The sequence below is a fragment of the Actinomadura sp. J1-007 genome (assembly GCF_009793335.1).
In the GTDB taxonomy this organism is placed as follows: domain Bacteria; phylum Actinomycetota; class Actinomycetes; order Streptosporangiales; family Streptosporangiaceae; genus Spirillospora; species Spirillospora yumaensis.
The window spans coordinates 4,617,259-4,642,432 of sequence record NZ_WING01000001.1; the positions used below are offsets into that span (position 1 = coordinate 4,617,259).

Genomic DNA, 25,174 nt, shown 5'->3' on the forward strand with positions numbered 1-25,174 from the left:
CCGCGGGTCACTCCCGGGCGCCGGGGCGCATGCCCGCGCGCATCGCGAGGGTGATCGCCTCCAGGGCGGAGTGCAGGTCGAGCTTCGCCAGCAGGTTCTGGGTGTGGGTGCGGACGGTGTTGGCCGACAGGCCGAGCCGTTCGGCGATCTCGGCGCGGTTCAGCCCGTCCACCATGCACTGGAGCACCTGGCGCTCGCGCGGCGTCAGCTCGGCGAGCAGCTGCGCGCCGCCCTCCGGCGCGGCCTCCTCGGCGAGCAGGCGGCGCAGCACCTCGCCGAGCGCCTCCGGCGGGATCCACCCGCCCCGCCGGGCCGCCGAGCGGATCACCTGCGCGACCAGGTCGGCGCTCTCGGTCTTGGACAGCCAGCCGACCGCGCCGCGCCGCACGGCCTGCACCATCACCTCCACGTCGTCCATCGCGGTGAGCACGACGACGCGGACGTCCGGACGGCTCTCGCGGACCCGGTCGAGCACGTCCAGGCCGCTCTCCGCGCCGAGCGTCAGATCCAGGACGATCACGTCCGGCCGCTCGGTCGCGGCCAGCGCGAGCGCGCGGCGGACGTCGGCGGCGACCGGCAGGATCACGAGGTCGGGCTCGCGCCCGAGCCGGGCCGAGAGCGCCTCGGCGAAGAGCGCGTGATCGTCCACGATGAGGACGCGGATGTGCTGCATGCCTGAACGATGACCGGTCGCCGCCCCGGGCGGATCCCGCAAACGCTGTACTCGTCCCGCGCCCGCGGACGGGCGGAGCCGCGGCGCGCACCCTCATCGGCGCAGGTGGGCGCGCGCGGAGGACTCGGGTGCGGACGCGCGTCCGGCGCGGGAGGTTGACCACCGTCCGGAGCCGGTCAGTTGTGGAACGCGCCGTTGACCGGCCGGGGAGCCGTGCCGAAGCTGTGCGTGACGATTCACAGGGACTCGAAGGCTCAGGGGATGCCCATGAAAGTCCTGATCACCGGGGGAGCCGGGTTCATCGGCAGCACCGTCGCGTCGGCGTTCGTCGAACGGGGCGTGACGCCCGTGGTGCTCGACAGCCTGGTCACCGGCCGGCAGGAGTTCACCGACGGGAAGATCTTCTACCAGGGGGACATCGGGGACGGCGCGCTGATCGACGGGATCTTCCGCGACCACCCGGACATCGCGGTGACCGTGCACTGCGCGGCGCTGATCGTGGTGCCCGAGTCGATGGCCGACCCGCAGCGCTACTACCGGGTCAACCTCGCCAAGACGCTGGAGCTCGCCGGGCACCTGGTGCGCAACCGCTGCGACCGGATGATCTTCGCGTCCACGGCGGGCATGTACCGGCCCGAGGCCGACCTGTCGGTGACCGAGACCTCGGCGCTGGAGCCGCAGAACCCCTACACCCGCTCCAAGATGATGGCCGAGCTGATGCTGGAGGACCTGTCGGCCGCGTACGGCCTGCGGGTGATCTCGCTGCGCTACCTCAACCCGATCGGCGCCGACCCGCGGATGCGCACGGGCCTCCAGCACAGCAGGCCCTCGCACGCCCTCGGCAAGATGATCCAGTCGTACGAGCAGGGCGTGCCGTTCAGGATCACCGGCGTGGGGTGGGAGACCCGCGACGGCACCGCGATCCGCGACTACATCCACGTGTGGGACATCGCCCGCGCGTTCTACGAGGCCGCGTCCCGCTTCGACGCGATCCTGCCGCCCGTCCAGGCGGCCGGGCGGCAGCGCGGCTACCAGGTCATCAACCTCGGCACCGGGGACGGCACGACCGTCCGGGAGCTGGTCGACGCGTTCCGCGAGGTGGTCGGCGACGGCTTCCAGGCGGAGGAGGCCCCTGCCCGCCCCGGCGACGTGGTCGGCGCGTTCGTCGATCCGGCCAAGGCGCGCGAGCTGCTCGGCTGGAGGCCCGAGTACACCATCGAGGAGGCGATCAGGCACTCGCTCCAGTGGGCGGCCCGCCGCCGCGAGCTGGACGTGGCCTGACCCCGACCCGCACGATCCCGCACCCACAGGCCCGCCCGCACGGGCCCGTCCGGTCCTTCCGGCCGAACCAGGCCGGGAGGACCGAACGGGCCGGGCGCGTCACCCCGCCTCACCCGTCCGAGGCGACCTCGCGGGCCCACGCGTAGTCGGGCTTCCCGACGGGCGTCCGCCGCACGGCCTCGACGAAGCGGAACCCGCGGGGCACCTTGTAGCCCGCGAGCGCGGCCCGGCAGTGCGCGGCCAGCTCGTCCGCCCCGGGCCCGTCCGCCCCTGCGGGGCCGTCCGCCGCGGCGGGCTGGACGACCGCGGTGACGCGGTGGCCGAGGCGGTCGTCCGGGACGCCCACCACGACCGCGTCCGCGACCGCCGGATGGGTGCGCAGGACCGTCTCGACCTCCTCGGCGAAGACCTTCTCGCCGCCGGTGTTGACGACGAGCGAGCCGCGCCCGAGGAGGGTGACCGTGCCGTCCTCCTCCAGGCGCGCGTGGTCGCCCTGCAACGCCCAGCGCCGCCCGTCCGGGCCCGTGACGAACGTGGCGGCGGACTTCTCCGGATCGCCCCAGTAGGCGGACGGGATGTGCCCCGTACGGGCGACGACGCCCTCGCACCCCGGCGCCACGGGCTTCAGGTCGCCGTCCAGGACGGCGAACCCGGCGGTGAGGCGGAAGCGGCCGCCGGCCTCGGCCGTCCCCATCGCGCCGGTCTCCGATCCGCCGAGGTTGTCGGAGACCATCGAGCCGGGAACGGCCGCGGCGAGCCGTTCCTTGACCGAGGCCGACAGGGGCGCGCCGCCCGAGCCGAACGCGAAGACCTCCAGGCCCGCGCGCGGCTCCCGCTCCAGCTCGTCGGCGATCGGCGCGGCCATGCCGTTGCCGACCACCATCATGATCTGCGAGCGTTCGCGCTCCGCGAGGTCGAGGGCCCCGCGGGCGTCGAAGCGGCGGCCCGTCCACAGCACGACCGTCCCGCCGGTGGTGAGCGTGATCCAGGTGATCCACTGGCCGCCGCCGTGCATGAGCGGCGCGTGGACCTGCGCGCGCAGCGGGTCGCGCTCCGCGCAGGCCGCCAGGTCCTCGGGCGACGCGACGGGCGTGCCGCCGAAGTTCCCGCCGCCCATCGCGGCGACGAAGATGTCCTCGCACCGCCACAGCACGCCCTTCGGCAGCCCGGTCGTCCCGCCCGTGTAGAGCAGGTACGGGTCGTCCGACGAGCGCGGCCCGAAGCCGCGCCCGTCCGGCTCGGCCGCCAGCGCCTCCTCGTAGCCGCCGCCGATCGCGAGGACGTGCCGCAGGTCCGGCAGCCGGTCGCGCTCGACGGCCTCCAGCAGGTCGGCCTCGGCGACGAGCGCGGCGCAGCCGGAGTCGCCGAGCAGGTGCGCCAGCTCCCCGGCCACGTACCGGTAGTTGACGTTGACCGGGGCCGCGCGCAGCTTGAAGCAGCCGATCATCGTCTCCAGCCACTCCGCCCGGTTGTACGCCAGGACGCCGACGCGGTCGCCGGGCCCGACGCCGCGCCCCGCCAGGTGGTGCGCGACGCGGTTGGCGCGGGCGTCCAGCTCCGCGTACGTCAGCCTCGCCGCGGGCGCGCCCGGCGGCCCGGCCGCGACGAGCGCGGTGCGGTCCGGGCAGGCGTCGGCGACGACCTCGAACAGGTCCGCCAGGTTGAACGATCGCATCGCCGCTCCTCAGCGCCGGGCCAGGGTGACGGGGAACTCGGTGACGCCCCGCACGAACGCGTTGCGCAGGATCCTGGGGCCCTCGGCGTCCGCCCGTTCCGCGTCGCCCACCCGCGCCACCCACTCCTCGAAGAAGATCTGGAGTTCGAGGCGGGCGAGGGACGCGCCCAGGCAGAAGTGCGGCCCGAGCCCGAACGCGATGTGGTCGCCGGACGGGCGCGTCACGTCGAACTCGTCCGGCCGGTCGAAGACGTCCTCGTCGCGGTTGGCCGAGCCGTACATCAGCAGCACCTGATCGCCCGCCGGGATCGTCACGCCCCGGACCTCGGCGTCCACGTTGGGCACGCGGCACATGTTGAGGATCGGGGTCGTCCAGCGCACGAACTCCTCGACCGCGCCCGGGATGAGGGACGGGTCGTCGCGCAGCCGCCGCCACTGGTCCGGGTGCCGGATCAGCGCGTCGATCGCGGTCGCGATGACCGTGCGGGTCGTCTCCGCGCCGCCGACCAGGAGCAGCAGCGCCTCGTGCGCCAGCCGCTCGTCGTCGTAGGCGGGATCGTCCGGCCCGGCGTTGGACCAGGTGGACAGCAGGTCCGACGACGGGCAGGCGCGCCGCTCCTTCGCCATGTCGAGGACGGCCATCGCGAACTCGCCCACGGCGATCGTCGCCTCGTCGGTGACGTACCGCTGCCCGCCGCCCGCGTAGACGGCGGTCTCCGACCAGTGCACGAGCTGCGGCCACGACTCCTCGGGGAAGCCGAGCAGCCAGCCGATCACGCGGGCGGGCAGCGGCGCCGCGAGCGCCGGGACCGCGTCGACCGTCCCCGCCTCCAGCGCCGTGTCGATGCAGTCCACGGCGGTGGCGCGGATCCGGTCCGCGTAGCGCGCGACGCCGCGCGGCGTGAACCGCTGGTAGACCATCCGCCTGCGGCGCAGGTGCTCCGGGTCGTCCAGCCCGATCATGGACGGGTCGGACGGGAGCTGCGGCCGGTAGCCGCCGGAGTTGGTGAAGACCCTGGCGTTGCGTTCGATCGCGTAGATGTCGGCGTGCCGGGAGATCCCCCACAGGCCGTTCTCCTCGTCGTGGTAGACGGGGGCCTCGGCGCGCAGCCGCCGGTACACCGACCAGGGGTCGGTCGCGTACATCTCCCCGTCGAGCAGGTCCACGTTCACCGCGCGCCTCCGTTCCTGACGGCCGGGCCGTTCACAGCTCTCCGAACATCGGCTCGAACAGGGACCGGTAGTCGGGGCCGCGCCGCAGGTGGTGGCCGCCGTCCACGTTGACGACCTGGCCGGTGATCCAGGACGACTCGGGCCCGGCGAGGAAGCGGGCGGCCTCGGCGATGTCGTCCGGCTCGCCCGCGCGGCCGAGCGGCATGCACTCCAGGTAGTCGTCCAGGATCGGGCCGCCGTCGGCGACGCCCGCGACCAGCTCGGTGCGGACGAGACCGGGCCGGATGCCGTTCACCCGGACCCCGGCGTGGCCCAGCTCGTCCGCGCCGAGCGCGACGAGATGGTCCACCGCGGCCTTCGACACCCCGTACGCGCCGAACCAGCGGTGGGTGTTGGACGCGGCGATCGACGAGATGGCGACGAACGCGCCGCCGTCCCCGGCCGGCCGCGCCATCAGCCGCGCGGAGTGCTTGAGGACGAGCATCGTGCCCGTCGCGTTCAGCTCCAGCGTCGCCCGCCACGCGTCGGTGTCGAGCACGCGCAGCGGCCCGATCGAGGTGGACCCGCCCGCGCTGTGCACGACCGCGCGCAGCGGCGCGGGCTCGGCCGCGTACCGCACGGCCGCCTCGACCCGCTCCTCGTCCACGACGTCCGCGACGACGTACCGCGCGCCGATCTCGGCGGCGGCCTTGGCGAGGCGCTCCTCCGTCCGCCCGCAGATCGTGACGGCCGCGCCGTCGGCCGCCAGCCGCCGCGCGCAGGCGAGGCCGATGCCGCTGCCTCCGCCGGTGACCAGCGCGGACGTTCCGTCCAAGGCCCCGCTCACCGGCCCACCCCGCTCGTCCCGGCGCGGACGGCCGGCGCGGAGGGGGCGGGCCCGGCCTGACCGCTCGGGGCCGCGCGGCCGGATCCGGACGCGCGGCGCTTGCTAGTGGGGCCGGGGAACGGGACGCCGCCGCCGGAGCGGCCGGCCGGGGCGGAGGGGTCAGGAGTGGCTGGCAGGGGGAGTTGGGGCGGGTGTGGTGCCGTCATCGGGGCTCCCTGGTGTGAGACTCCGGTCTGAACTAACGTCGCACCCAAGCAAGCGGTAGGGCAAGAGGGCGCGCCCGCGCTCCCCGCCCGGCCGCACCGGCGGCGGGGTCCCGCTCCCGTCCCCGCTCGCCGGAAACGAATGTGCGAGAGGATGGGGGCCGGTCCAGCGAGGAGGAGACGACACTTTGAGCGGCGATATGCGGATCACGGTCACGCGCACGCTGACCAAGGATCAGCAGGCCCGCCGGGAACGGCTGATCGACGCGGCGCGGGAGCTGGCCCTGGAGGGCGGCTACGCGGCCGTCACCATGCACGACGTCGCGGACCGGGCGGGCGTGGCGCGGGCCACCGTCTACCGCTACTTCGCCACCAAGGACCACCTGCTCACCGAGGTCGCCGCCGACTGGGCGCACCGGATCACGCACGACATCGACGCGCTCGCCGTCGGCGACACCCCGACCGAGCGGCTCACCGCGCTGCTGGAGCGGATCGTCGCCGTCGCCGCCGACGAGCTGACCCTCACCTCGGCCATCATCCAGGGCGTGACGTCCGGCGACTCCAGCGTGGACGACGCCCGCACGGTGCTGTTCCTGTTCGTCCGCGACCGGCTGTCGGCGGCGATCGGCGACCCGGTCCCCGGCCGCGACGAGGTCGAGATCGTGCTCGGGCACGTCCTGCTCGCCGCGCTCGTCAGCCTGACCTCGCTGCGCCGCCCCGTCGAGGAGGTCACCGCGATGGTCCGCACGTCCGGACGCCTCGTCCTCGCGGGCGCGCTCGCCGCCGCGGCCCCGTCCTGATCCCGTTGGTCCCCGGTTTGGTCCGTTCCCGGGAGCGGCGATTGGACCTTCTGGCGCGCGGCGGGTCGGCCGTAGCGTTCGTGCGGTGACCAATCCCTTCCTGTTCCTGCTGGCGGCGCTGACGCTCGTCGCGATCCCGGGGCCCAACCACCTCTACATCACCACGCGCAGCATCGGTGAGGGGCGGCGGGCCGGGCTCGCGTCCGCGCTCGGCGTCGAGACCGGCACGCTCGTGCACGTGGCCGCGGCGGCGGCCGGGCTGTCGGCGGTCGTCGCGGCGTCCGCGACCGCGTTCGGGTTCCTGCGCTACGCGGGCGCCGCGTACCTGGTGTACCTCGCCTACCGGACGCTGCGCGCGCGGGGCGGCCACGACGACCTCGACCTCGCCCCGCAGCCGCTGCGCCGCGTCTACCTCGACGGCGTCCTGGTGAACCTGCTGAACCCGAAGGTCGTGCTGTTCTTCCTGGCGTTCCTGCCGCAGTTCGTGGACCAGGAGGCGGGGGCGGTGCCGCTCCAGATCGCCGTCATGGGCCTCGCGACCGCGCTGATCGGGCTGGTCAGCGACTTCGTGTACGCGATCGCGGCGGGCTCGATCGGAGGGTGGCTGCGGGCCCGGCCGGCGTTCCAGCGCCGCCGGCGGTACGCCACGGCGGTGATCTACCTCGGGCTCGGCGCGGTCGCCGTCTTCGCCGCGCCGAGCACTCGGCGCGCATAACGGCGCCTCCGGCGCCGCACCGTTTGTCAGCGCGGTGACAAGCACCCGCCCCAGATGTGTCCTCGGTCTTGCAGTGTTCCCCGTCACGCGGCTGTAACTTCCGAAATGCCCCTGGATCGCAACGGGGCGGGAGGTGCCAACGGTGACCACGACCATCGAGGAACGCTCGCCCCTGAAGCCGTGGGTCGGCGTGCCCTGTGAGCTGTCCGAGCTGTTCAGGCCGTACCTGGACACGCTCGCCGAGGAGATGATCGACGAGATCCTGGCCGGCGTCCCCGAGTACTCCCGGCCGCAGGACGAGGAGTACGCCCGGCTCGTCCGGCTCGCCGTGGAGGGCGCGCTGCGGCAGTTCGTCGACCTCATCATGGACCCCGACTCGTCCTGGGAGACGGTCGCCGGGGTCTACCGCGAGATCGGCTGGGCCGAGGCGCGCGAGGGCCGCAGCCTCGACGTCCTCCAGACCTCGCTGCGGCTCGGCGCGCGCGTCGCGTGGCGGCGCCTCGCCGCCGAGTCCGAGCACCTGAACGTCTCGCGCCGCACGCTCGCCAGCATCGCCGAGGCGATCTTCGCGTTCCTGGACGAGATCGCGCGCGCCGCGACCGAGGGCTACACCAAGGCGCGCGAGCAGGAGGCGGGCGAGCTGGAGCACCGGCGCCGCCGGCTGCTGGACCTGATGCTCGCCGAGCCGCCCGCCGCGCCGCAGGCGATCGCCGACCTGGCCCGGCTCGCGCAGTGGCGCGTGCCGCGCACGGTCGCCGTCGTCGTGCTGTACGAGCGGGGGCAGCAGCCGTTCTCGCACCCCTCGCTGCCGCCGGACGTGCTCGCCGACGTCAACCGCCGCGAGCCCTGCCTGATCATCCCGGACCCGGAGGGGCCCGGCCGCGGCCGGATGCTGGAGTCGGCCCTGCGCAACTGGGTCGCCGCGATGGGCCCGACGGTCCGTACCGAGGACGCCGCCAAGTCGCTGCGCTGGGCGCGCGAGGCGCTGCCCCTCGCGCGGCGCGGCATCGTGCCGTCCGACCGGCTGATCCGCTGCGCCGAGCACATGCCGACGCTCGTGGTGTTCCGCGACGAGGAGCTGGTGCGCGCCGTCGCCGACCTGCGGCTCGCGCCGCTCAAGGCCGTACGGCCGCGGCACCGCGAGCGGCTGATGCGCACGCTGCTCGCCTGCCTCCAGAACGGGTTCAACGCGACCGAGGTCGCCAACCGGCTGCACGTCCACCCGCAGACGGTCCGCTACCGGCTCCACCAGCTGGAGGAGCTGTTCGGGGACGCGCTGTACGAGCCCGAGTCGCGGCTGGAGATGGAGATGGTGCTGACCGTCTGGCTCACGGCCCCGAAGGACGACCCCCGGCCCGCCGACGTCATCAGGCTGGAAGGCTCCAAGCGGCCCGCCGCGCCGAAGCCGCTGGCCGTGGGCGACCGGCGCTGACGCCCGCCGCCCGCCGCCCGCGCCGCGCCGGCGCGCGGCGGGCGGCGGCGACCGGTCCGGCGGACCCGGCCGTCCGGGCCGCCGGGCAGCGGTCGGACCGGTCTCCATCAAACGATTGACGGAGAGCGCGGGCGATGCCTACCGTGGGCGGATGACCAGCGACTCCGGCCGGGAGCGCGTCCTCGACGTCGCCACCCGGCTGTTCGCCGCCCTCGGCTACGACGGCACGTCCACCCGCCTGATCGCCGAGGCGGCCGGCCTCAACATCGCCACCGTCGCCTACCACTTCGGCGGCAAGCGCGACCTGTACCTCGCGGTGATGGAGCGCGCCCACCAGACCGAACGGGCCGCGCTCGAATCCGTGCTCGCCGGGATCACCCCCGACGCGTCCGGCCTGCGCGCCCTGCTGGACCGCTACCTCGACTTCTGCGTGGAGCGCCCGGAGATCCCGTCGCTGTGGATGCACCGCTGGCTGTCGGACGCCGCGGACGTCGCCCACCTGGAGAACCTCTACGTCAAGCCGCTGATGGAGATGGTCGCCGGCGCCGTCCGCGAGGCGGTCGGACCCGGCGTGGACGTCGAGTACGCCGTGTGGACGGCCGTGTGGTGCACGCACGGCTTCTGCCGCGGCGGCGTCATCGACGCCGACGGGCGGCGGCGCGGCCGGGACGACCCGAAGGAGATCGCCCGGTTCCGCGCGTACCTGCACCGGATGACGGGCGCGGCGCTCGGCCTGCCGGACCCCGGATGACCGCCGGCGCGGCCTCGCCGCCGCTCCCGGACGCGCCCGCGCCGCTCGCCCGGGGCCGCCTGCTCGGGTACGGGATCGGCTCGGTCGGGACGGGCGTGTTCTCGGCCGTCCCCGGCCTGCTGCTGCTCTACTACCTCACCGACGTGCTCGGGGTGTCGGCGGCGGTCGCGGGCGCGGTCCTCGTCGTCCCGAAGGCGTGGGACGTCCTGCTCAACCCGGTCGTCGGCGCGGCGAGCGACCGCGAGGCCGTCCGCACCGGGCGCCGCACGCGGCTGCTGCTGACCGGCGCGATCGCGCTGCCCGTGCTGTTCGCGCTGATGTTCGCCGTGCCGGCGGGCCCGGCCGGCTTCGCCGCCGGATGGGTGGGCGTGGCGTTCCTGCTGGCCGCGAGCGCGTTCGCCTGCTTCCAGGTGCCGTACGTCGCGCTGCCCGCGGAGATCTCCCCGGCGGCGGACGAGCGGAGCCGCGCGATGGCGTGGCGCGTCGTGTGCCTCACCGTCGGCATCCTCGTCGCGGGCGGCCTCGCCCCCGCCGTCGCGGACGCCGGGGGCAAGGACCGCGGCGGGTACGCGCTGATGGGCGCCGTCGTCGGGCTGCTCATGGGCGCGGCGATGGTCGCGAGCGCGCTCGCCACCCGCTGGGTCCCCTCGCGCCCCGGGCCGCGCCCGCTCGGCCTCGCCGCCGCGCTGCGCACCGCGCGCGGCAACCGGCCGTTCTTCGCGCTGCTCGGCGCGTTCGCCGCGCAGTCCCTCGCGGTCGCGGTGATGCTCGCGGGCGCGCCGTACGTCGCGACGTACCGGCTGGACGACTACGGCCTCACCTCGGCGATGTTCGTGTGCATGGTCGGGCCGAGCGCGGTCGCCGTCCCGCTCTGGCGGATCGCGGCCCGCCGGTACGGGCAGGTCCCGTGCTACCTCGCGGCCGTGACCGTCCTCGCCGCCGTCGCCGCCGCGCTCCACCCCGCCGTCTCCAGCGGCTCCACCGCCGCCGTCCTCGCGCTGACCGGCGCGGTCGGGGTCTGCTACGCCGCCGTCCAGCTCCTGCCGCTGTCGCTGCTGCCCGAGACCGTCCGCGCCGACGCGGGCCGCACCGGGCACGCGCAGTCCGGCGCGTTCACCGGCCTGTGGACGGCCGCCGAGACCGGCGCGCTCGCCCTCGGCCCCGGCGTGTTCGCGCTGATCCTCGCGGCGGCCTCGTTCCGCTCCGCCGACTTCGACGACCCCGTACGGCAGCCGGGGTCGGCCCTCACCGGGATCACGGCCGGGTTCACCCTCGTCCCGGCGCTGCTGCTCCTGCTCAGCGTCCCGATGCTGCTGGCGTACCGCCGCCTGGCCGCCGCCCACCGACGTACCGGAGAACCGAACCCCCATGCAGCCTGAAACACCCCTGAGACCCGACAGCGCCCCGGCGCCCGGTGGCGTTCCGGACCCCGGGGGCCTGCCCGAGGTCGGGCGCCCGCCCGCCGAGCTGCTCGCCGAGCTGGCGCGGCACCGCGCCGGCGACCTGCCGGTGCGCGGCGGGCGGGTGACCGCCTACGTGTACGACACCGGCCGCGCCGAGGTGCACGACCTCGCCGCCCGCGCCTACCAGGAGCTGCTGGAGGTCAACTGCCTCGACCCGACCGCGTTCCCCAGCATCGTCGCGCTGGAGCGGCAGGTCGTCGCCGCCGTCGCCGGACGGCTCGGCGGCGGCGCGGACACCCCGGGGATCTTCACCGCCGGCGGCACCGAGTCGATCATGCTCGCGGTCAAGGCCGCGCGCGACGCCCGTCCCGTGGACGGCCGCGCGCGGATCGTGCTGCCCGCGAGCGCGCACCCGGCGTTCCACAAGGCCGCGCACTACCTCGGCATGGAGGCCGTCGCGGTGCCGGTCGACCCGGAGACGTTCCGCGCCGACCCGGCCGCGACGCGCGCCGCCCTCACGCCCCGTACCGTCCTGGTCGTCGCGTCGGCGCCGTCGTACCCGCACGGCGTCATCGACCCGGTCGAGGAGATCGCCGCGCTCGCCGCCGAGGCGGGGGTGCCCTGCCACGTGGACGCGTGCGTGGGCGGCTGGGTGCTGCCGTGGCTGCGCGAGGGCGGGCGGGACGTCCCGCCGTTCGACCTGTCGGTGCCCGGCGTCACCTCGCTCTCGTGCGACCTGCACAAGTACGGGTACGCGCCGAAGGGCGCGTCGGTCGTGCTGTTCGCCGACGAGGCGGCGCGCCGCCGCGCGTACTTCGCGTCGGCGGGCTGGCCCGGCTACACCGTGATCAACGCGACCGTGCAGAGCAGCCGCAGCGCCGGGCCGCTCGCCGCCGCGTGGGCCACGCTCAACGCCCTCGGCGCGCGCGGCTACCGCGACCTCGCCGCCGAGGCCATGGGCGCCGCCGAACGGCTCGCCGCGGGCGTCGCGGACATCCCCGGCCTGCGCGTCCTCGGCGCCCCCGACGCGCCGCTCGTCGCCGTCGCCTCGTCCGACCCGGGCCTGGACGTGTTCACGGTCGCGGACGAGGCGCGCACGCGCGGGTGGTTCTTCCAGCCGCAGCTCTCGTTCCAGGGCATCCCGGCGAACCTGCACTTCACGCTCACCGGCGTGAGCCGCGACCGGGTCGAGCCGCTGCTCGCCGCGCTCGCCGAGTCGGCCGCTGCGGCCCGCCGGTCCGGTCCGCCGGACGTTCCCGAGGGGCTGGCGGACGCGCTCGCCGGGCTGGACCTGGACGGGCTGGACGACGCGGGCTTCGCCGGGCTGCTCGGCACCGTCGGCGTGGACCTGGACGGCGGCGCGCCCGAGATGGCCGTGGTCAACGCCGTCCTGGACGTCCTGCCGCCGGAGACGCGCGAGCGCCTCCTGATCCGCTTCCTCGCCGTCCTCTACTCCCCGCACCGCTGACCCGGCCTGGCCCGGCCCGGCCCGGTCCGCGGCCGCCGCCGGGCGCGGGGCCCGGCGGGGGTCAGCCGAGGCGGGTCAGGCGGGACAGCAGCGACGGAGCGCTGAGCGGGGCCGCCAGGGACAGCGGGATCCTGGCGGCGCCCGCGGTGACCGTGCCGACCCGTTCGCCCTGGTCGCCCTGGTGCGGCGGGTCGCCCTCGACGCCGACCGGGACGGTGAGGCCCGCCCAGCCGACCACGGTCACCGGGGTCGCGGCGCGCAGCGGCGTCGTACCGCCGAGCCCGTCGTCGACCCGCGCCACGCGCGCGCCCGCGGGAGCGAGCGACGCGGACGTGAGCGCGGACTCGGCGGACGCGACCAGATGCTGCCCGACGGTGACCGCGCCCATCGCGCTCGGCGACGGCTGCCCCATCACCGCCCCGACGATCAGCGTGGCGACGCCCGCCACGCGCTTGCGGGCCGCGAACACGTAGTTGCCGCCCGCGGCGTCGGTGTAGCCCGTCTTGCCGCCGACCACGCCGTACTGCCCGAGCAGGATGTTGCCGCCCGGACGGGACGCGCCGCCGTCGTCCGGGACGTACGCCCGGTTGTTCACGACCTCGGCGAACGTGGGGATGCGCATCGCCGCCCGCAGCAGCTTGATCTGGTCGGCGGCCGTGCTGACGGTGCCCTTGTCGTACCCGCTCGGGTCGGTGTAGGTCGTGCTCGCCATGCCGAGCTCGCGCGCCGCCGCGTTCATCTTCGCGACGAACGGCGCGTCGCCGCCCGCGTCCCACCGGGCCAGCTCGTGCGCGACGTCGTTCGCCGAGATGATCATCATGGCCTCCAGCGCCTTGCGCTGGGTGAGGCGCTGCCCGGCCGTCACGCCGAGCAGGGACTCGCCCCGCCGCTTGCGTGCGGGGATCTGCGCGGCGGCCTCCGGGGACACCGTCAGCGTCGGACCCGCCTGGCCCGTCCGCAACGGGTGGGCGCGCAGGAACACGTACGCCGTCATCACCTTGGCGACGCTCGCCGTGGGCGTCGGCGCGGAACCCCCGGACGCCCCCATCGTGCCCAGCCCGTCCACGTACACCGCCGACTGGCCCTGCTGCGGCAGCGGGAGCCGGGGCGCGGTCCCGGGGAACGTGTGGCTCGACTTCGACAGCGTCAGATCCACCGTCGGCTCGGGCACGGGGCGTACGAGCTGACCCGTCACGACTCCGGCGACCAGCACGAGGGCCGCGATGACGGCGATCAGCGTCCGCCGCCCGCGTCCACGTCCGCGTCCGCGTCCGTGCTCGTCCTGCGCCTCGTCACCGCCGGTCGGGGGTGCGCCTGGCGCGTCGTAGGCGGGCGTCTCCTGGAGCGGTGCGTACGCGGGGTAGGACTGCGCCGCGGCTTGGTGCACCGGCGCCGCCGGGGCCGGATGCTGCTGCGGCGGCGCGGGCTGCGCGGACGGCTGATGCGTCGGCGCGGGAGCCGGTGCGAGGGCGTGATGCTGCCCTTCGTACTGGCCTTCGTACTGCCCTTCGTACTGGTGCGCGGGCGGGGTCGGCGCCTGCTGCTGTCGCTCTGGCGTAGCGTGCCGCGGCGCTGCCTGCTGGGGTGCGGCGTGACGGGGCGCGGCTTGCTGCGGCGGCGCTTGCTGGGACGGTGCCTGCTGCGGCGGTGCCTGTTGGGGGGCGTCTTGTTGGGGCGCTGGCTGCTGGAACGCCTCCTGCTGGTACGGCTGCTGAGGAGGAGCTTGTGAAGCCGGCTGCGGGGCCGCTTGGGGCTGCGGCTGTGGCTGGGGTTGTGGGGCCGCTTGGGGTTCTGGGGCCGCTGGCGGCTGGGGGTGGGGGGCCGTTGGCGGGGCGGGAGGGGGTTCCGGCGGCGGGGACTGCCGTTCCTGCGTTTCAGGGCGAGGCGTTTCAGGAGCGGGCGCGTTGTTCCACGAGACGATCCACTGGCCGGACGAGTTGGCCGACGGGACCTTCTTCTGAGGGCGCTCGATAGAGATATCGGGGCGTGTCAGAGAAGCGTTCCCGGTGTCCGGCTTCCGTTCCGGCTCGGGCTCCGGGTCCGGGGTCGCCTCTTCCTCGGCCGGAGGCTCGGCGGAGGCGGCAGGGGTGTCGGGTACATCGGCCTGCGGCTCTTCCGGCGGCAGTTCTTGGGCCCGCGTTTCCTGCGCCTGTGCTTCCTGAACGTTGCGTTCTTCATCCTGCGAGGCCGAAGGACGCGATTCCTCGTTCTGCGGCTTCTCGGCCTGGGAGTTCTCGCTTTGCGGCGCTTCTGCCTGCGGGTGCTCAGCCTGGGGCGCTTCGGGACCCGATTCCTCTGTCTGCGCCTTTTCGGCCTGCGGTTCCGCAGGCGGGGGCTCTTCGGCCTGCGGCTCCTCTGGCTCTGGCTTTTCGGAACGCGGTTCTTCCGGCTCCGGCACGGCCTCGGCATCTGTCTCAGCATCGGAAACCGGCTCGGACTTCGCCTCGGACTCGGTTTCCGGCTCGGTTTCCGGCTCCGGCTCCGTTTCGGACTCCGGCTCGGCGGCGGGTTCCGCCTTCGTCTCCGCTTCGGGCCGAGACTCGGGCTCGCGGGGCGAAAGGGCGCGGAACTCGGTGGTGGCCGTACGGGACGGCTCCTCGGGCGCCTTCTCCGCGAGCTCCTCGGGGTTCTCCGCCGGGTCGGACGCTTGCGGCTCCTGCTGTGCGTCGTCGTTCAACGGCGCGACCTCCTCGACTGAGTCCCCCTACGCAGACGGAGCGGCCACGCGCCGGTAAGCCCCGTGCACCCTGGTGAGGATGGGCAGTCTATCCGGAAGGTTCACTTCGTTATGAATTATTGATCAAGGTGGCGGGCGTCTCTTAAGGACGCTTTCTCGCCCACAGCGCGTCGATGTCGCCGTATCCGTCCCAGGTCGCCTGAAAGGCCGTCGGCGGGACCTGGACGCTGCCGCCGAAAGGCTCGTCCAGGTGGTACAGCAGGAAGAGGACGAACGCGATCGTCGAGGCGACCACGAACGCCAGGACGGCCCGCACGGCGGTGCGCGGGTTGCCGCGGACGATCGGCAGCGCGGCGACGAGCAGCCCGCAGGCGACGACCGCGGCCCACATCAGGCCGGGGACCCGGTCGGCCGCGACCGTGGCGCGGTCCCTGCGCGCGCGCACGAGGCGCTCGGCGGATTCGAGGGCCTCCTGGTAGCGCTCGGCCTCGCCGCCCGGCTTCGGCTGGAGCAGCTCCATGTCGTACCGGATCAGGTTGACGAGCCGCCAGCCGCGGTCGCCGAGGCCGCCGCCCGCGTTCATCGCCGGCCACTCCGCCCGGACGACCTCGGTGGTGTAGTCGCGGATCTCGGTGCGCAGCCGGACGCCGTCGGCCCCGCCGACCACGTGCGAGTACCAGTACAGGTCGTCCAGCGCCCCGGCCTCGGCGAACGTGCTGCGCCCCGCCCGGCCGAGGTCGAGCCAGGTGTAGGTCATCATCGCCCCGACCGACAGCACGAACGCGCCGACGGCCACCAGCGCCACCATCCCGCCGGACGCGCCGAGGTCGTGCCGGACGGCCGGCGGCAGCACCCGCTGCGCCACCAGCGCCACCAGCACCGACGCGGCGCCCGCGCCGAAGACGGTCAGGCACGCGGCGAGCACGGTGGTCATGCCCGGTGATCTTCCCTGCGGGCCCGCGCGGGTCCCCGCGGGCGCGCAGAGTTTGCCAAGTCCGGGAGCGCCGCCGACGCCCGCGTGGCCGTCGGCGTGAACCCGTCCGGGGGCTTGCGGAGATACATCGCTGACAATGTCCCCGCACGGGAAGGCCGGTCCGAATGCCATGGTGTCCGCGATGACCGCACCCCCGGCCGATGGCGCGGAACGGTTCGCGCCCTCCGCCGCCGCGCCACCCCCCGCCGCCGCGCCGCCGTCCGCTGGTGCGTCGCCGCTCCACGCCGCTTCGGTGGCTGGAGGGGCGGTGCCCGACGGCGATCTGATCGCCCGGTCCCTGGACGATCCGGAGGCGTTCGCGGCGCTGTTCGACCGGTACGCGCCGATGCTGTACCGGTACGTGTCGCGGCGGCTCGGGCCCGAGCAGGCCGAGGACGTCGTCGGCGACACGTTCCTCGCCGCGTTCGGCAGGCGCCGCCGCTACGACCTCGCGCAGCCGGACGCGCGGCCGTGGCTGTTCGGGATCGCGACCAAGCTCGTGGCCCGGCACCACCGCGCCGAGGCCGCCCGGTACCGGGCGCTGCGCCGCAGCCCGGTGGACGGGCCCGTCGAGGGGCCCGCCGACCGGGTCGCCGCCGGGGTGACCGCACGGGCGTCCCGGCCGCTGCTGACCGAGGCCCTCGCCGGGCTGAACCGCCGCGACCTGGACGTGCTGCTGCTGGTGGCCTGGGGCGACCTGGCGTACGAGGAGGTGGCGCGGGCGCTCGGCATCCCTGTCGGGACGGTCCGCTCCCGCCTCAACCGGGCCCGCCGCAAGGTGCGCGCCGCGCTCGGCGGCGCCGACCCGACGCGTGAGGAGGCGTAGCCGTGGACGATCTGAGGATGCTCCGCGACCTCGGCCGCGAGCTGGAGGACGACCCGCCCGCGTCGCTCGCCCGGCAGCGGGCGAGGCTCGCCGACGCCGCAGCGGGCGCGGGCCGCGCGGCCCGCTCGCCGGGACGGCCGCCGCGCCCCGGCCGGTGGACGCTGCTCGGCGTCGTCGCGGCGGCCACGGCGGCGCTGATCCTGGTGCCCGCCGTACTGCTGCGCGGCGGCGAGGACCGGAGCCGCCCGGGACGCCCCGCGTCCGGCGCCGACGGCCCCGACACCACCATGAACGTCCTGCTCATCGGCTCCGACGCCCGGGGGAACGGGGAGGCCGCGCGATCCGACAGCATCGTGCTCGCGCACCTGCCGAAGGGGCGGGGGAGCGCGCTCGCGGCCAGCCTGCCGCGCGACTCGCAGGTCCGCATCCCGGCCTGCCGCACCCGCACGGGCGGGCACGCGCCCGCGCACCGGGGCAGGCTCGGCGAGGCGTTCGCCATCGGCGGGACGGCCTGCACGGTCAAGACCGTGGAGTCCGCCACCGGCGTCCAGGTGGACCTGGCCCTCACCGTCGATTTCGGCGGGTTCCGGTCGATGGTGGACGCGCTCGGGGGCGTGCCGTTCACGGTGCCGCAGGCGATCGACGACCCGTCGTCCGGCTTCCGGATCTCCGCCGGGACACACCGCCTGAACGGCGCGCAGGCGCTCGGGTACGTCCGCGTGCGGCACGGGGTCGGCGACGGTTCCGACCTGATGCGCGTCGAACGGCAGCAGCGGTTCCTGGCCGCCCTCGCGAAGCGCGCGAAGGACGTGCAGACGGGGAACCCGGTGCGGTTCCTGGCGTTCCTCAAGGCGGCGTCCGGGTCGGTCGAGATGGCGCCCCGGCTCGATCTCAAGGGGCTCCAGGAGGTCGCGCGCAGCCTCGGGCGGACGAAGCCCGGGACCGTCCGCTACACGACGGTGAAGGTGCGTCCGGACCCGTCCGACCTCGCGCGCCTGGTGTGGGACCAGGCGGCGGCCGCGCGCCTGTTCGCCCACTTCAAGACCAGGGACTGACGCCGCGCGCCCCGCCGGACCGGGGCGGCCCCCGGACCGCCGTCCGCGCGGCGGTCCGGGGGCGCCCCGCCGCGCGCCGGTGGATGATCACGCTTCTGGCGGGCAGAGCGTTCCCCATGAGTGAAGCGATGGAGAGCCTGGGGCCGCACGGAGAGGGATCGTTCTGGATCGAGTCCAGCGGGACGACGTCGTACCCGAGGCTGGAGGGGGACCTGACCGCCGACGTCGCGGTCGTCGGCGGCGGGATCGCCGGGCTGTGCGCGGCCTGGGAGCTGCTCCGGGCGGGCCGCTCGGTCGTGCTCCTCGAAGCCCGCCGGATCGTCACCGGCGTGACGGGGCACACCACGGGACGGGTGTCCGCGCTCCACCCGTACCTGTACCGGCCGCTGGTCAAGTCGCTCGGCACGGACGGGGCGCGGCTGTACGCGCGGTCGCAGCAGGACGCGGTCGAGCACCTGGTGCGGACGACCACCGAGCTCGGCATCGACTGCGCGCTGGAACGCCGCCCGTCCCACCTGTTCGTGGAGGCGGACGACGAGGTCGCGGACCTGCGCGACGAGGGGGAGGCCGCGCGCGAGGCGGGCCTGGAGGCGAAGTTCGTCGACCGCATCGGCCTGCCGTTCGAGACGGCCGGGGCGCTGCGGCTGGAGGGGCAGATCCAGTTCCACCCGCGCCGCTACCTGCTGGGCCTCGCGGAGGCGTTCGTACGGGAGGGCGGGCGGATCTACGAGCAGACCCGCGTCGTGGACCTGGACGAGGACGGCCCGTGCACGCTCACGACCGACGGCGACGCGCGCGTGCGCGCAGACGACGTGGTGCTCGCGACGCTCTTCCCGGTCTTCGGCCGCCCCACCCTGGACACGCGGCTGTCCGCGCTGCGGGAACTCGTCGTCACCGCGCCCATGCCCCCGGACCAGGACCTGGACGGCATGTACATCACGCGCGAGCACGGCACCCGCTCGGTCCGTACGGCCCCGTACCGCGACGGGCGGCTGCTGCTCGTCACCGGCGAGTCGTTCTCGCCGGGGTCGGGCGACGCGGCCGAACGGTACGCGCGGCTGGCGGGCTGGGCGCGCGACGCGTTCGGCGTGACGGAGTTCACACACCGCTGGTCGGCGCAGGACACCAAGACGACCGACCAGATCCCGTTCGTCGGCCGCCGGCCCGGCGGCTCGGACCACGTCTACGTGACCACCGGGTACGCGCGGTCGGGCATGAGCCACGCGATCATGTCGAGCCGCCTCATCGCCGGGCTCGTGGCGGGCCGGAGCCCCGAGTGGGCCGAGCTGTACGACCCGCGCCGCGTCCATCCGGCGCGGGAGGCGCGCCCCCTGCTCGGCGCCGCCGCGTCCGTCGCCCGGCACCTGGTCGCCGACCGCGCGGTCACCGGATCGGCCGCCGACATACCGCCCGGCGGGGGCGGGGTCGTGCGGATGGGCGGGGAGCCCTGCGCCGTCTACCGCGGCGAGGACGGCGTGGCGCGGGCGGTCTCGGCGGTGTGCCCCCACATGCGCTGCGTGGTGGCGTTCAACGACGTGGACCGCACCTGGGAGTGCCCCTGCCACGGCTCGCGGTTCGCGCTCGACGGGACCGTTCTGGACGGCCCGGCCAGGCGTCCTCTGGAAAAGCGCCCCATCGATGAGTGACTTCGATTTCGCCGGGTAGGGCCGGAACCATCCCCGGGGCCAACGGCGAACTCGATATCAGCGAACAGCGAGGAGTGAACGACGATGGCCACCAAGGTCCGCGACATCATGACCGGTTCCCCGACCTCCTTCAAACCGGAGATCGACATCGTCACCGTGGCGCGATCCATGCGCGACGAGGACATCGGCGCGGTGCTCGTCCAGGACGACGACCGGCTGCACGGCCTGGTCACGGACCGGGACCTGGTCGTCCGCGGTCTCGCCGCCGGAGGCGACCCGGCCCAGGCGAAGGTCGGCGACGTGTGCAGCGACGTGACCGCGAGCGTCGGCCCGGACGACTCCACGGACGCGGCCGCCCGGACCATGCGGGAGCGCGCCGTACGGCGCCTGCCCGTGATCGAGAACGGCAACGTGGTCGGGATCGTCTCCCTGGGCGACCTCGCGATCGAGAAGGACGAGCGGTCGGCGCTGGCCGACATCAGCGCCTCCACCGGCAACCGCTGAGGCGGCTCAGGCTGCTGAACGGCTCAGGTTGCTGAACGGCTCGGCGTGCTGAACGGCCCGCTGAGCGGCTCGGGCTGCTGAACGGACGGGAACGGTCGCGGAGCGCGGCACCCGCATGGCGCGGGGAGCCGCCCGACCGGAATCCCGTCGGAAAGACCCTCCAAGGGGTGGTGGGAAAAGGCTCGGGGCCCGTCGAAAGGCGGGTCCCGAGCCTATTTACGTGCCCGCGTGCCTTTACGGGTCTACGCGCGTCGGGGGAGGGCGTCGAGGAGCCGTTCCAGCTCCTCTTCGGTGTTGTAGTAGTGCGTGGACGCCCGGACCGCCGCCGGAACGGCGTGCGGGTCGTACTGCGAATTGGCGCCCGTCGTCACGCTGACGTTGACGCCGCGCTCGCGGAGGGCCGCCTTCACGGCGGCGGACTCGTACCCCTCGACGGTGAACGTGACGATCGCCGCCCGGCGTTCGCCCCGGTCGAGGACCGTGACGCCGGGACGGGCGGCCAGTTCGGCGCGCAGCCGCGCGGCGAGGCCGGTCGCGCGCTCCTCGATCGCGTCCATGCCGAGCGCGGCGGCGTAGTCGGCGGCGACGCCGAGACCGATCTGGCCCGCCACGTACCGCTCCCACGTCTCGAAGCGCCGCGCGTCGTCCCTGACCGTGTACGTGTCGGGCGCCGTCCACTCCGCCGAGTGCAGATCGAGGAACGGCGGCTCCAGCGTCCGCAGGATCGAGCGGCGGACGTACAGGAACCCGGTCCCGCGCGGACCGCGCAGGAACTTGCGGCCCGTCGCCGACAGCATGTCGCAGCCGATCTCCGCCACGTCCACGGGGAGGTGCCCGACGGACTGGCAGGCGTCCAGCAGGTAGAGCGTCCCGTGCTCCCGGCACAGCCGTCCCACCTCGGCGGCCGGGTTGACGAGGCCGTTGTGCGTCGGGACGTGGTTGAGCGAGACGAGCCGCACGTCGCCCTCGGCCAGCTCGGCCGCCAGCGCGTCCAGCGACACCTGCCCGTGCCCGTCGTCCGGCACCACCGTCACCCGGACGCCCCGGGCCGCGGCGACCTGCCGGTAGGCGATCGCGTTGCTGGCGTACTCGCTGGTGGTGGTCAGGACGCGGTCGCCCTCCGCGAACGGGATCGCGTAGAACGCCATGTCCCACGCACGGGTGGCGTTCTCCACGTAGGCGATCTCGTCGGGGTCCGCGCCGATCAGCCCGGCGACCGCGGCGTAGAACCGCTCGATCGCCGCCTCGCCGCGTTCGGCCGCCTCGTAGCCGCCGGTCTCCGCCTCCAGCGTGAAGTGCTCCGCGACCGCGTCGATCACGGGCCGCGGCGGCAGCGCGGCGCCCGCGTTGTTGAGGTGCGCCACGTTCGCGCAGCCCGGCGTCTCGGCCCGCAGCCTCTCGATGTCCACCCTGGTCACGCGCCCTTCGTCCGGTACGGTCCGGCCGCCCATTCAAGCCGGGGCGGCGGCGCGGGCGCAAAGTGTCGTACCCCGGCGCGAAGCTGGTGGAGCCGGGTACTTGACCTCAAGGATCGTTGAGGTTCGAGGATGCCCGTACGAGCTGCGAGCATTCCCTACCGAGTTGGCGGTACCCGATGGACATGGAAGTGACCGCGTGGATGTCGCTGCACCACGCGATGAACGCCGAGGACGACCGCAGGCCGTTCTCCAAGGTGACCCTGCGGCGGATCGCCCGGTTCGCCCGGCCGCACCGGCGGCGCCTCGCCGCGTTCCTGGGCTTCAGCGTGGTGATGGCGGTCGTCGCGGTCGCCACGCCCGTGCTGGCCGGGCGGGTGGTCGACGCGATCGTCGACGGCAAGGCCACCGCGACCGTGGTGGGGCTGGCCGTGGTGATCGCCGGGCTGGCGCTCGCCGAGGGCGGCCTCGGCCTCGCCAACCGGTGGCTGTCGGCCCGCATCGGCGAGGGCCTGATCCTCGACCTGCGCACCGCCGTGTTCGACCACGTGCAGCGCATGCCCGTGGCGTTCTTCACCCGCACCCGCACCGGCGCGCTGGTCAGCCGCCTCAACAACGACGTGATCGGCGCGCAGCGGGCGTTCAGCGACACCCTGTCCGGCGTGGTCAGCAACCTGGTCACGCTGCTGCTGACGCTGGCCGTGATGATCGGGATCTCCTGGCAGATCACCCTGCTCGCGCTGGTGCTGCTGCCGGTGTTCGTGCTGCCCGCCCGCCGGATGGGCACGCGCCTCGCCCGGCTCCAGCGCGAGGCCGCCGCGCACGACGCCGCGATGAGCACGCAGATGACCGAGCGGTTCTCCGCGCCCGGCGCGACGCTGGTCAAGCTGTTCGGGCGGCCCGACCGCGAGTCCGCCGAGTTCGCCGCGCGCGCCCGGCGCGTCCGCGACATCGGCGTCCGCGCCGCGATGGTGCAGCACGTGTTCATCACCGCCCTCACGGTCGTGTCGGCGCTCGCCCTCGCCCTGGTCTACGGGCTCGGCGGGTTCCTCTCCCTGCGCGGCCAACTCGACGCCGGGGCCGTGGTGTCCCTCGCCCTCCTGCTGACCCGCCTGTACGCGCCGCTCACGGCCCTCGCCAGCGCCCGCGTCGAGGTGATGAGCGCGCTGGTCAGCTTCGAGCGCGTCTTCGAGGTGCTCGACCTGACGCCGCTGGTCGCCGAGCGTCCCGCGCCGCGCACCGTTCCCGACGGGCCGGTGGCGGTCGAGTTCGAGCACGTCCGCTTCGCGTACCCGTCCGCCGACAAGGTGTCCCTCGCCTCCCTCGAAGAGGTCGCGGGCCTCGACACCCGCGGCGGCGAGGAGGTGCTGCACGACGTGTCGTTCCGCGCCGAGCCCGGCCAGATGGTCGCGCTCGTCGGCTCGTCCGGGGCGGGCAAGTCCACCATCGCGCAACTGCTCCCGCGGCTGTACGACACCGACGAGGGCACCGTCCGGCTCGGCGGCGAGGACGTCCGCGACCTGTCGTTCGCCTCGATCCGCGAGACGCTCGGCATGGTCACCCAGGACGGCCACCTGTTCCACGAGTCGATCCGCGCCAACCTGCTGCTCGCCCGCCCCGAGGCCACCGAGGACGAGCTGTGGGACGTCCTGCGCCGGGCCCGCCTCGACGCGCTGATCCGGAGCCTGCCGGACGGGCTCGACACGATCGTCGGCGAGCGCGGCTACCGGCTGTCGGGCGGCGAGCGCCAGCGCCTGACCATCGCCCGGCTCCTGCTCGCCCGCCCCGCGTGGTGATCCTCGACGAGGCCACCGCGCACCTCGACTCCACGTCCGAGGCCGCCGTGCAGGAGGCCCTCTCCGAGGCCCTCGACGGCCGCACCGCCGTGGTGATCGCGCACCGGCTGTCCACCGTCCGCGCCGCCGACGTCATCCTCGTCGTCGAGGCGGGCCGCATCGTCGAGCGCGGCACCCACGACGAACTGCTCGCCGCCGGCGGCCGCTACGCCGAACTCCACCGCACCCAGTTCGACCAGCACCCCGCCGACCCGTCCGACCCGTCCCACGCCCCGACGCCCCGGACGCCCCGGACGCCCCGGCAAAGGACGCCCCCCCTGGAACCGGTCGCCTGATCCACCCCCGCCAAGGTGCCCCGCCCCCCACCGGGCCGGGGCACCTGGCCATCCCGCAACCTCCAGCCCAACGCGAGACACGGGCCCCCGATGCCCGACCCCCACATGCGCGACGCCCGGTACCCGATGCGCGATGCGACGCCCGGTACCCGGTGCCCGGTGCGCGATGCGATGCCCGGTGCCCGGTGCGCGATGCGATGCCCGGTGCCTCGGGCCCGGGTTTGCGCGGTGGTGTCGCGGTCGCCCGGGCCCGAGGGGGCGGGGGTCAGGAGGGCTTGGGGGTGTAGGTGGCGATGATGACGCCGTTGGAGTGGACGGCGGTGTCGGTCAGGTCGAACTTCGCGGCGAAGCCCTCCCTGGTCAGCAGCTCGGCGGGGTCGCCGGTGCCGACGACGACCGGGTGGATCCACAGGCGCAGCTCGTCCAGCAGGCCGTTGTCCATGAGCGTGCGGGAGACGGGCCGAAGCCGTACTGGAGGATGTCCTGGCCGTCCTGCTCCTTCAGCTTCGCGATCTCCGCGACGGCGTCGGCGCGCCGGATGATGACGGTGTTGTTCCACTCGCCCTTCTCCAGGGAGTCCGACACCACGTAGTGGGGCAGGTTGTTCATCCGGGCGCCGAAGTCGCCGGTCTGCTCCTCCATGGCCGGCCACGCCTGGGAGAAGCCGTCGTAGGTCGCGCGGCCCATCAGGAGGGCGTCCGACGCGAAGAGCTGCTCGCGGGCGAAGCCCTGGGCCTCCTCGCCGAAGTAGTCCATGGTCCAGTTCTGCGGGTTCTCGATGACGCCGTCGAGCGAGATGTAGGTCGAGTTGACGATCTTGCGCATGGGGTTCCTCCGTGTCAGTCGGTGTACGGGTGGGCGGACCTGGCGTCGCGGAGGGCGCGGGCCCACCAGCAGAGCCGGTCCAGGGTCGTCGCGGCGTCGGCGTCGCAGGTCGCGCCGGGCTTCGGCCAGGAGCCGTCCGCCGCGAACAGCTCCCAGTAGCACGGCAGGCTGACGCCGTCCCGGATCGGGACCGCGTGCAGCTCGCCGAACACCTCCCGGAGCTGCGCGGCGGCGTGCAGGCCGCCCGACTCCCGGCCGTACGTGACGAGCGCGACCGGCTTGGCCCGCCACTCGTCGTAGTACCAGTCGAGCGCCGTCTTCAGCGGCGCCGGGAAGCCGCGGTTGTACTCGGGGGCGACCACCACGAACGCGTCCGCGGCGGCCAGCCGGGGCGCGAGCGCCCGGACCGGCTCGGGGAGCGGCTCGTCCTGGTCGGTGAGCACGTCCGGCAGCCCGGCCTCGGCCAGGTCGAGGAGGTCGACGTCCAGTCCGGGACGCCTGCGGGCGTGACCGGCGAACCAGCCCGCCACGGTCGGCCCGAACCGGCCCGAGCGGGTGCTGCCGATGATGATCACGACGCGCAGTCCCATCCGTCCCGCCTCCTCGTTCCCTCGGCTCCGATGGCCCCTACTGTGCGGGAGGCGGTTTACGGGATTCTTACGGTTGCTTTCTGGGGATTTGCGGACCCTGCTGACCTGGGGGTACGCGGGCGGCTAGGGTGC

At 74.6% G+C, this 25,174-nt stretch carries 21 protein-coding genes and 1 pseudogene; 12 read left to right on the plus strand and 10 right to left on the minus strand.

Going from position 1 to position 25,174, the window contains the following annotated elements; translation table 11 throughout:
- Positions 1–7: 7 nt before the first annotated feature.
- On the minus strand, positions 8–673 hold the full coding sequence (locus tag GEV43_RS20955) for a response regulator transcription factor (RefSeq protein ID WP_160822123.1): 666 nt from the start codon (positions 671–673) through the stop codon (positions 8–10).
- Positions 674–934: 261 nt separating this feature from the next.
- Between GEV43_RS20955 and galE the strand changes: the two genes are divergently transcribed.
- Positions 935–1,954 carry a UDP-glucose 4-epimerase GalE gene (gene galE / locus GEV43_RS20960; protein ID WP_206681225.1) on the plus strand — a complete coding sequence of 340 codons (1,020 nt, stop codon included), beginning with the start codon at positions 935–937 and terminating at the stop codon, positions 1,952–1,954.
- Between the two features lie 109 nt (positions 1,955–2,063).
- Here the strand turns inward: galE and GEV43_RS20965 are convergent, their stop codons facing one another.
- Genes GEV43_RS20965 through GEV43_RS20975 form a run of 3 tightly spaced genes read right to left on the minus strand, consistent with a single transcriptional unit; the run spans position 2,064 to position 5,628 of the window.
- Positions 2,064–3,629, minus strand: coding sequence for an AMP-binding protein (locus GEV43_RS20965; RefSeq protein WP_160822124.1), 1,566 nt, complete (start codon positions 3,627–3,629; stop codon positions 2,064–2,066).
- A gap of 9 nt (positions 3,630–3,638) precedes the next feature.
- Positions 3,639–4,802 carry a cytochrome P450 gene (locus GEV43_RS54990; protein ID WP_160822125.1) on the minus strand — a complete coding sequence of 388 codons (1,164 nt, stop codon included), beginning with the start codon at positions 4,800–4,802 and terminating at the stop codon, positions 3,639–3,641.
- A 31-nt stretch (positions 4,803–4,833) separates the two neighbouring features.
- Positions 4,834–5,628, minus strand: a complete 795-nt coding sequence (locus tag GEV43_RS20975; protein WP_160822126.1) for an SDR family oxidoreductase — start codon at positions 5,626–5,628, stop codon at positions 4,834–4,836.
- Between the two features lie 391 nt (positions 5,629–6,019).
- On the opposite strand from GEV43_RS20975, the gene GEV43_RS20980 reads away from it, so the two are divergent.
- The 6 genes from GEV43_RS20980 to GEV43_RS21005 all read left to right on the plus strand — a co-directional run bounded on the left by GEV43_RS20980 (position 6,020) and on the right by GEV43_RS21005 (position 12,400).
- On the plus strand, positions 6,020–6,631 hold the full coding sequence (locus GEV43_RS20980; protein WP_241682989.1) for a TetR/AcrR family transcriptional regulator: 612 nt from the start codon (positions 6,020–6,022) through the stop codon (positions 6,629–6,631).
- Between the two features lie 85 nt (positions 6,632–6,716).
- Positions 6,717–7,346 carry a LysE family translocator gene (locus GEV43_RS20985; protein ID WP_160822127.1) on the plus strand — a complete coding sequence of 210 codons (630 nt, stop codon included), beginning with the start codon at positions 6,717–6,719 and terminating at the stop codon, positions 7,344–7,346.
- A gap of 142 nt (positions 7,347–7,488) precedes the next feature.
- Positions 7,489–8,778, plus strand: a complete 1,290-nt coding sequence (locus GEV43_RS20990) for a helix-turn-helix domain-containing protein (protein WP_309239749.1) — start codon at positions 7,489–7,491, stop codon at positions 8,776–8,778.
- Between the two features lie 151 nt (positions 8,779–8,929).
- Positions 8,930–9,529, plus strand: a complete 600-nt coding sequence (locus tag GEV43_RS20995; RefSeq protein WP_160822129.1) for a TetR/AcrR family transcriptional regulator — start codon at positions 8,930–8,932, stop codon at positions 9,527–9,529.
- Positions 9,526–10,908: an MFS transporter gene (locus GEV43_RS21000; RefSeq protein WP_160822130.1), complete on the plus strand. Its 1,383-nt coding sequence runs from the start codon at positions 9,526–9,528 to the stop codon at positions 10,906–10,908. The genes GEV43_RS20995 and GEV43_RS21000 overlap by 4 nt, the downstream gene beginning before the upstream one ends.
- The gene (locus GEV43_RS21005) at positions 10,898–12,400 is read left to right on the plus strand and encodes an aspartate aminotransferase family protein (protein WP_160822131.1); all 1,503 of its coding nucleotides are present in this window, start codon (positions 10,898–10,900) and stop codon (positions 12,398–12,400) included. The genes GEV43_RS21000 and GEV43_RS21005 overlap by 11 nt, the downstream gene beginning before the upstream one ends.
- Positions 12,401–12,461: 61 nt before the next feature.
- Here GEV43_RS21005 and GEV43_RS21010 read toward each other — a convergent pair whose 3' ends face one another.
- Positions 12,462–13,787: a D-alanyl-D-alanine carboxypeptidase family protein gene (locus tag GEV43_RS21010; RefSeq protein ID WP_160822132.1), complete on the minus strand. Its 1,326-nt coding sequence runs from the start codon at positions 13,785–13,787 to the stop codon at positions 12,462–12,464.
- A 1,432-nt stretch (positions 13,788–15,219) separates the two neighbouring features.
- Complete coding sequence (locus GEV43_RS21015; RefSeq protein ID WP_160822133.1) at positions 15,220–16,011, minus strand: DUF4239 domain-containing protein; 792 nt, start codon at positions 16,009–16,011, stop codon at positions 15,220–15,222.
- 307 nt (positions 16,012–16,318) lie between these two features.
- On the opposite strand from GEV43_RS21015, the gene GEV43_RS21020 reads away from it, so the two are divergent.
- The 4 genes from GEV43_RS21020 to GEV43_RS21035 all read left to right on the plus strand — a co-directional run bounded on the left by GEV43_RS21020 (position 16,319) and on the right by GEV43_RS21035 (position 20,081).
- Entirely contained in the window at positions 16,319–16,876 is a 558-nt protein-coding gene (locus GEV43_RS21020) for a sigma-70 family RNA polymerase sigma factor (protein ID WP_309239750.1), read from the plus strand.
- Positions 16,877–16,878: 2 nt separating this feature from the next.
- Positions 16,879–17,931, plus strand: a complete 1,053-nt coding sequence (locus GEV43_RS21025; protein WP_160822135.1) for an LCP family protein — start codon at positions 16,879–16,881, stop codon at positions 17,929–17,931.
- Positions 17,932–18,047: 116 nt separating this feature from the next.
- The gene (locus tag GEV43_RS21030; protein WP_241682990.1) at positions 18,048–19,577 is read left to right on the plus strand and encodes an FAD-dependent oxidoreductase; all 1,530 of its coding nucleotides are present in this window, start codon (positions 18,048–18,050) and stop codon (positions 19,575–19,577) included.
- A gap of 84 nt (positions 19,578–19,661) precedes the next feature.
- Positions 19,662–20,081 (plus strand): CBS domain-containing protein, encoded by a 420-nt coding sequence (locus tag GEV43_RS21035; protein ID WP_160822136.1) that lies wholly within the window; start codon positions 19,662–19,664, stop codon positions 20,079–20,081.
- A gap of 242 nt (positions 20,082–20,323) precedes the next feature.
- Here the strand turns inward: GEV43_RS21035 and GEV43_RS21040 are convergent, their stop codons facing one another.
- Entirely contained in the window at positions 20,324–21,499 is a 1,176-nt protein-coding gene (locus GEV43_RS21040; protein WP_309239751.1) for an aminotransferase class V-fold PLP-dependent enzyme, read from the minus strand.
- Positions 21,500–21,675: 176 nt separating this feature from the next.
- On the opposite strand from GEV43_RS21040, the pseudogene GEV43_RS21045 reads away from it, so the two are divergent.
- Positions 21,676–23,627 (plus strand): annotated as a pseudogene (locus tag GEV43_RS21045) (ABC transporter ATP-binding protein).
- 265 nt (positions 23,628–23,892) lie between these two features.
- Here the strand turns inward: GEV43_RS21045 and GEV43_RS48175 are convergent.
- Genes GEV43_RS48175 through GEV43_RS21055 form a run of 3 tightly spaced genes read right to left on the minus strand, consistent with a single transcriptional unit; the run spans position 23,893 to position 25,042 of the window.
- Positions 23,893–24,069: a dihydrofolate reductase family protein gene (locus GEV43_RS48175; RefSeq protein ID WP_206681226.1), complete on the minus strand. Its 177-nt coding sequence runs from the start codon at positions 24,067–24,069 to the stop codon at positions 23,893–23,895.
- A complete protein-coding gene (locus GEV43_RS21050) occupies positions 23,988–24,452 on the minus strand; it encodes a dihydrofolate reductase family protein (RefSeq protein ID WP_206681227.1) in 465 nt (154 codons plus the stop codon). The genes GEV43_RS48175 and GEV43_RS21050 overlap by 82 nt, the downstream gene beginning before the upstream one ends.
- A 14-nt stretch (positions 24,453–24,466) precedes the next feature.
- The gene (locus GEV43_RS21055) at positions 24,467–25,042 is read right to left on the minus strand and encodes an NADPH-dependent FMN reductase (RefSeq protein ID WP_160822138.1); all 576 of its coding nucleotides are present in this window, start codon (positions 25,040–25,042) and stop codon (positions 24,467–24,469) included.
- Positions 25,043–25,174 lie beyond the last annotated feature (132 nt).

Coding starts and splice junctions, on each gene's coding strand:
- GEV43_RS20955 (WP_160822123.1), bottom strand. CDS start 673: ATGCAGCACATCCGCGTCCTCATCGTGGACGATCACGCGCTCTTCGCC.
- galE (WP_206681225.1), top strand. CDS start 935: ATGCCCATGAAAGTCCTGATCACCGGGGGAGCCGGGTTCATCGGCAGC.
- GEV43_RS20965 (WP_160822124.1), bottom strand. CDS start 3,629: ATGCGATCGTTCAACCTGGCGGACCTGTTCGAGGTCGTCGCCGACGCC.
- GEV43_RS20995 (WP_160822129.1), top strand. CDS start 8,930: ATGACCAGCGACTCCGGCCGGGAGCGCGTCCTCGACGTCGCCACCCGG.
- GEV43_RS21000 (WP_160822130.1), top strand. CDS start 9,526: ATGACCGCCGGCGCGGCCTCGCCGCCGCTCCCGGACGCGCCCGCGCCG.
- GEV43_RS21005 (WP_160822131.1), top strand. CDS start 10,898: ATGCAGCCTGAAACACCCCTGAGACCCGACAGCGCCCCGGCGCCCGGT.
- GEV43_RS21015 (WP_160822133.1), bottom strand. CDS start 16,011: ATGACCACCGTGCTCGCCGCGTGCCTGACCGTCTTCGGCGCGGGCGCC.
- GEV43_RS21030 (WP_241682990.1), top strand. CDS start 18,048: ATGAGTGAAGCGATGGAGAGCCTGGGGCCGCACGGAGAGGGATCGTTC.
- GEV43_RS21035 (WP_160822136.1), top strand. CDS start 19,662: ATGGCCACCAAGGTCCGCGACATCATGACCGGTTCCCCGACCTCCTTC.
- GEV43_RS48175 (WP_206681226.1), bottom strand. CDS start 24,069: ATGGACAACGGCCTGCTGGACGAGCTGCGCCTGTGGATCCACCCGGTC.
- GEV43_RS21050 (WP_206681227.1), bottom strand. CDS start 24,452: ATGCGCAAGATCGTCAACTCGACCTACATCTCGCTCGACGGCGTCATC.
- GEV43_RS21055 (WP_160822138.1), bottom strand. CDS start 25,042: ATGGGACTGCGCGTCGTGATCATCATCGGCAGCACCCGCTCGGGCCGG.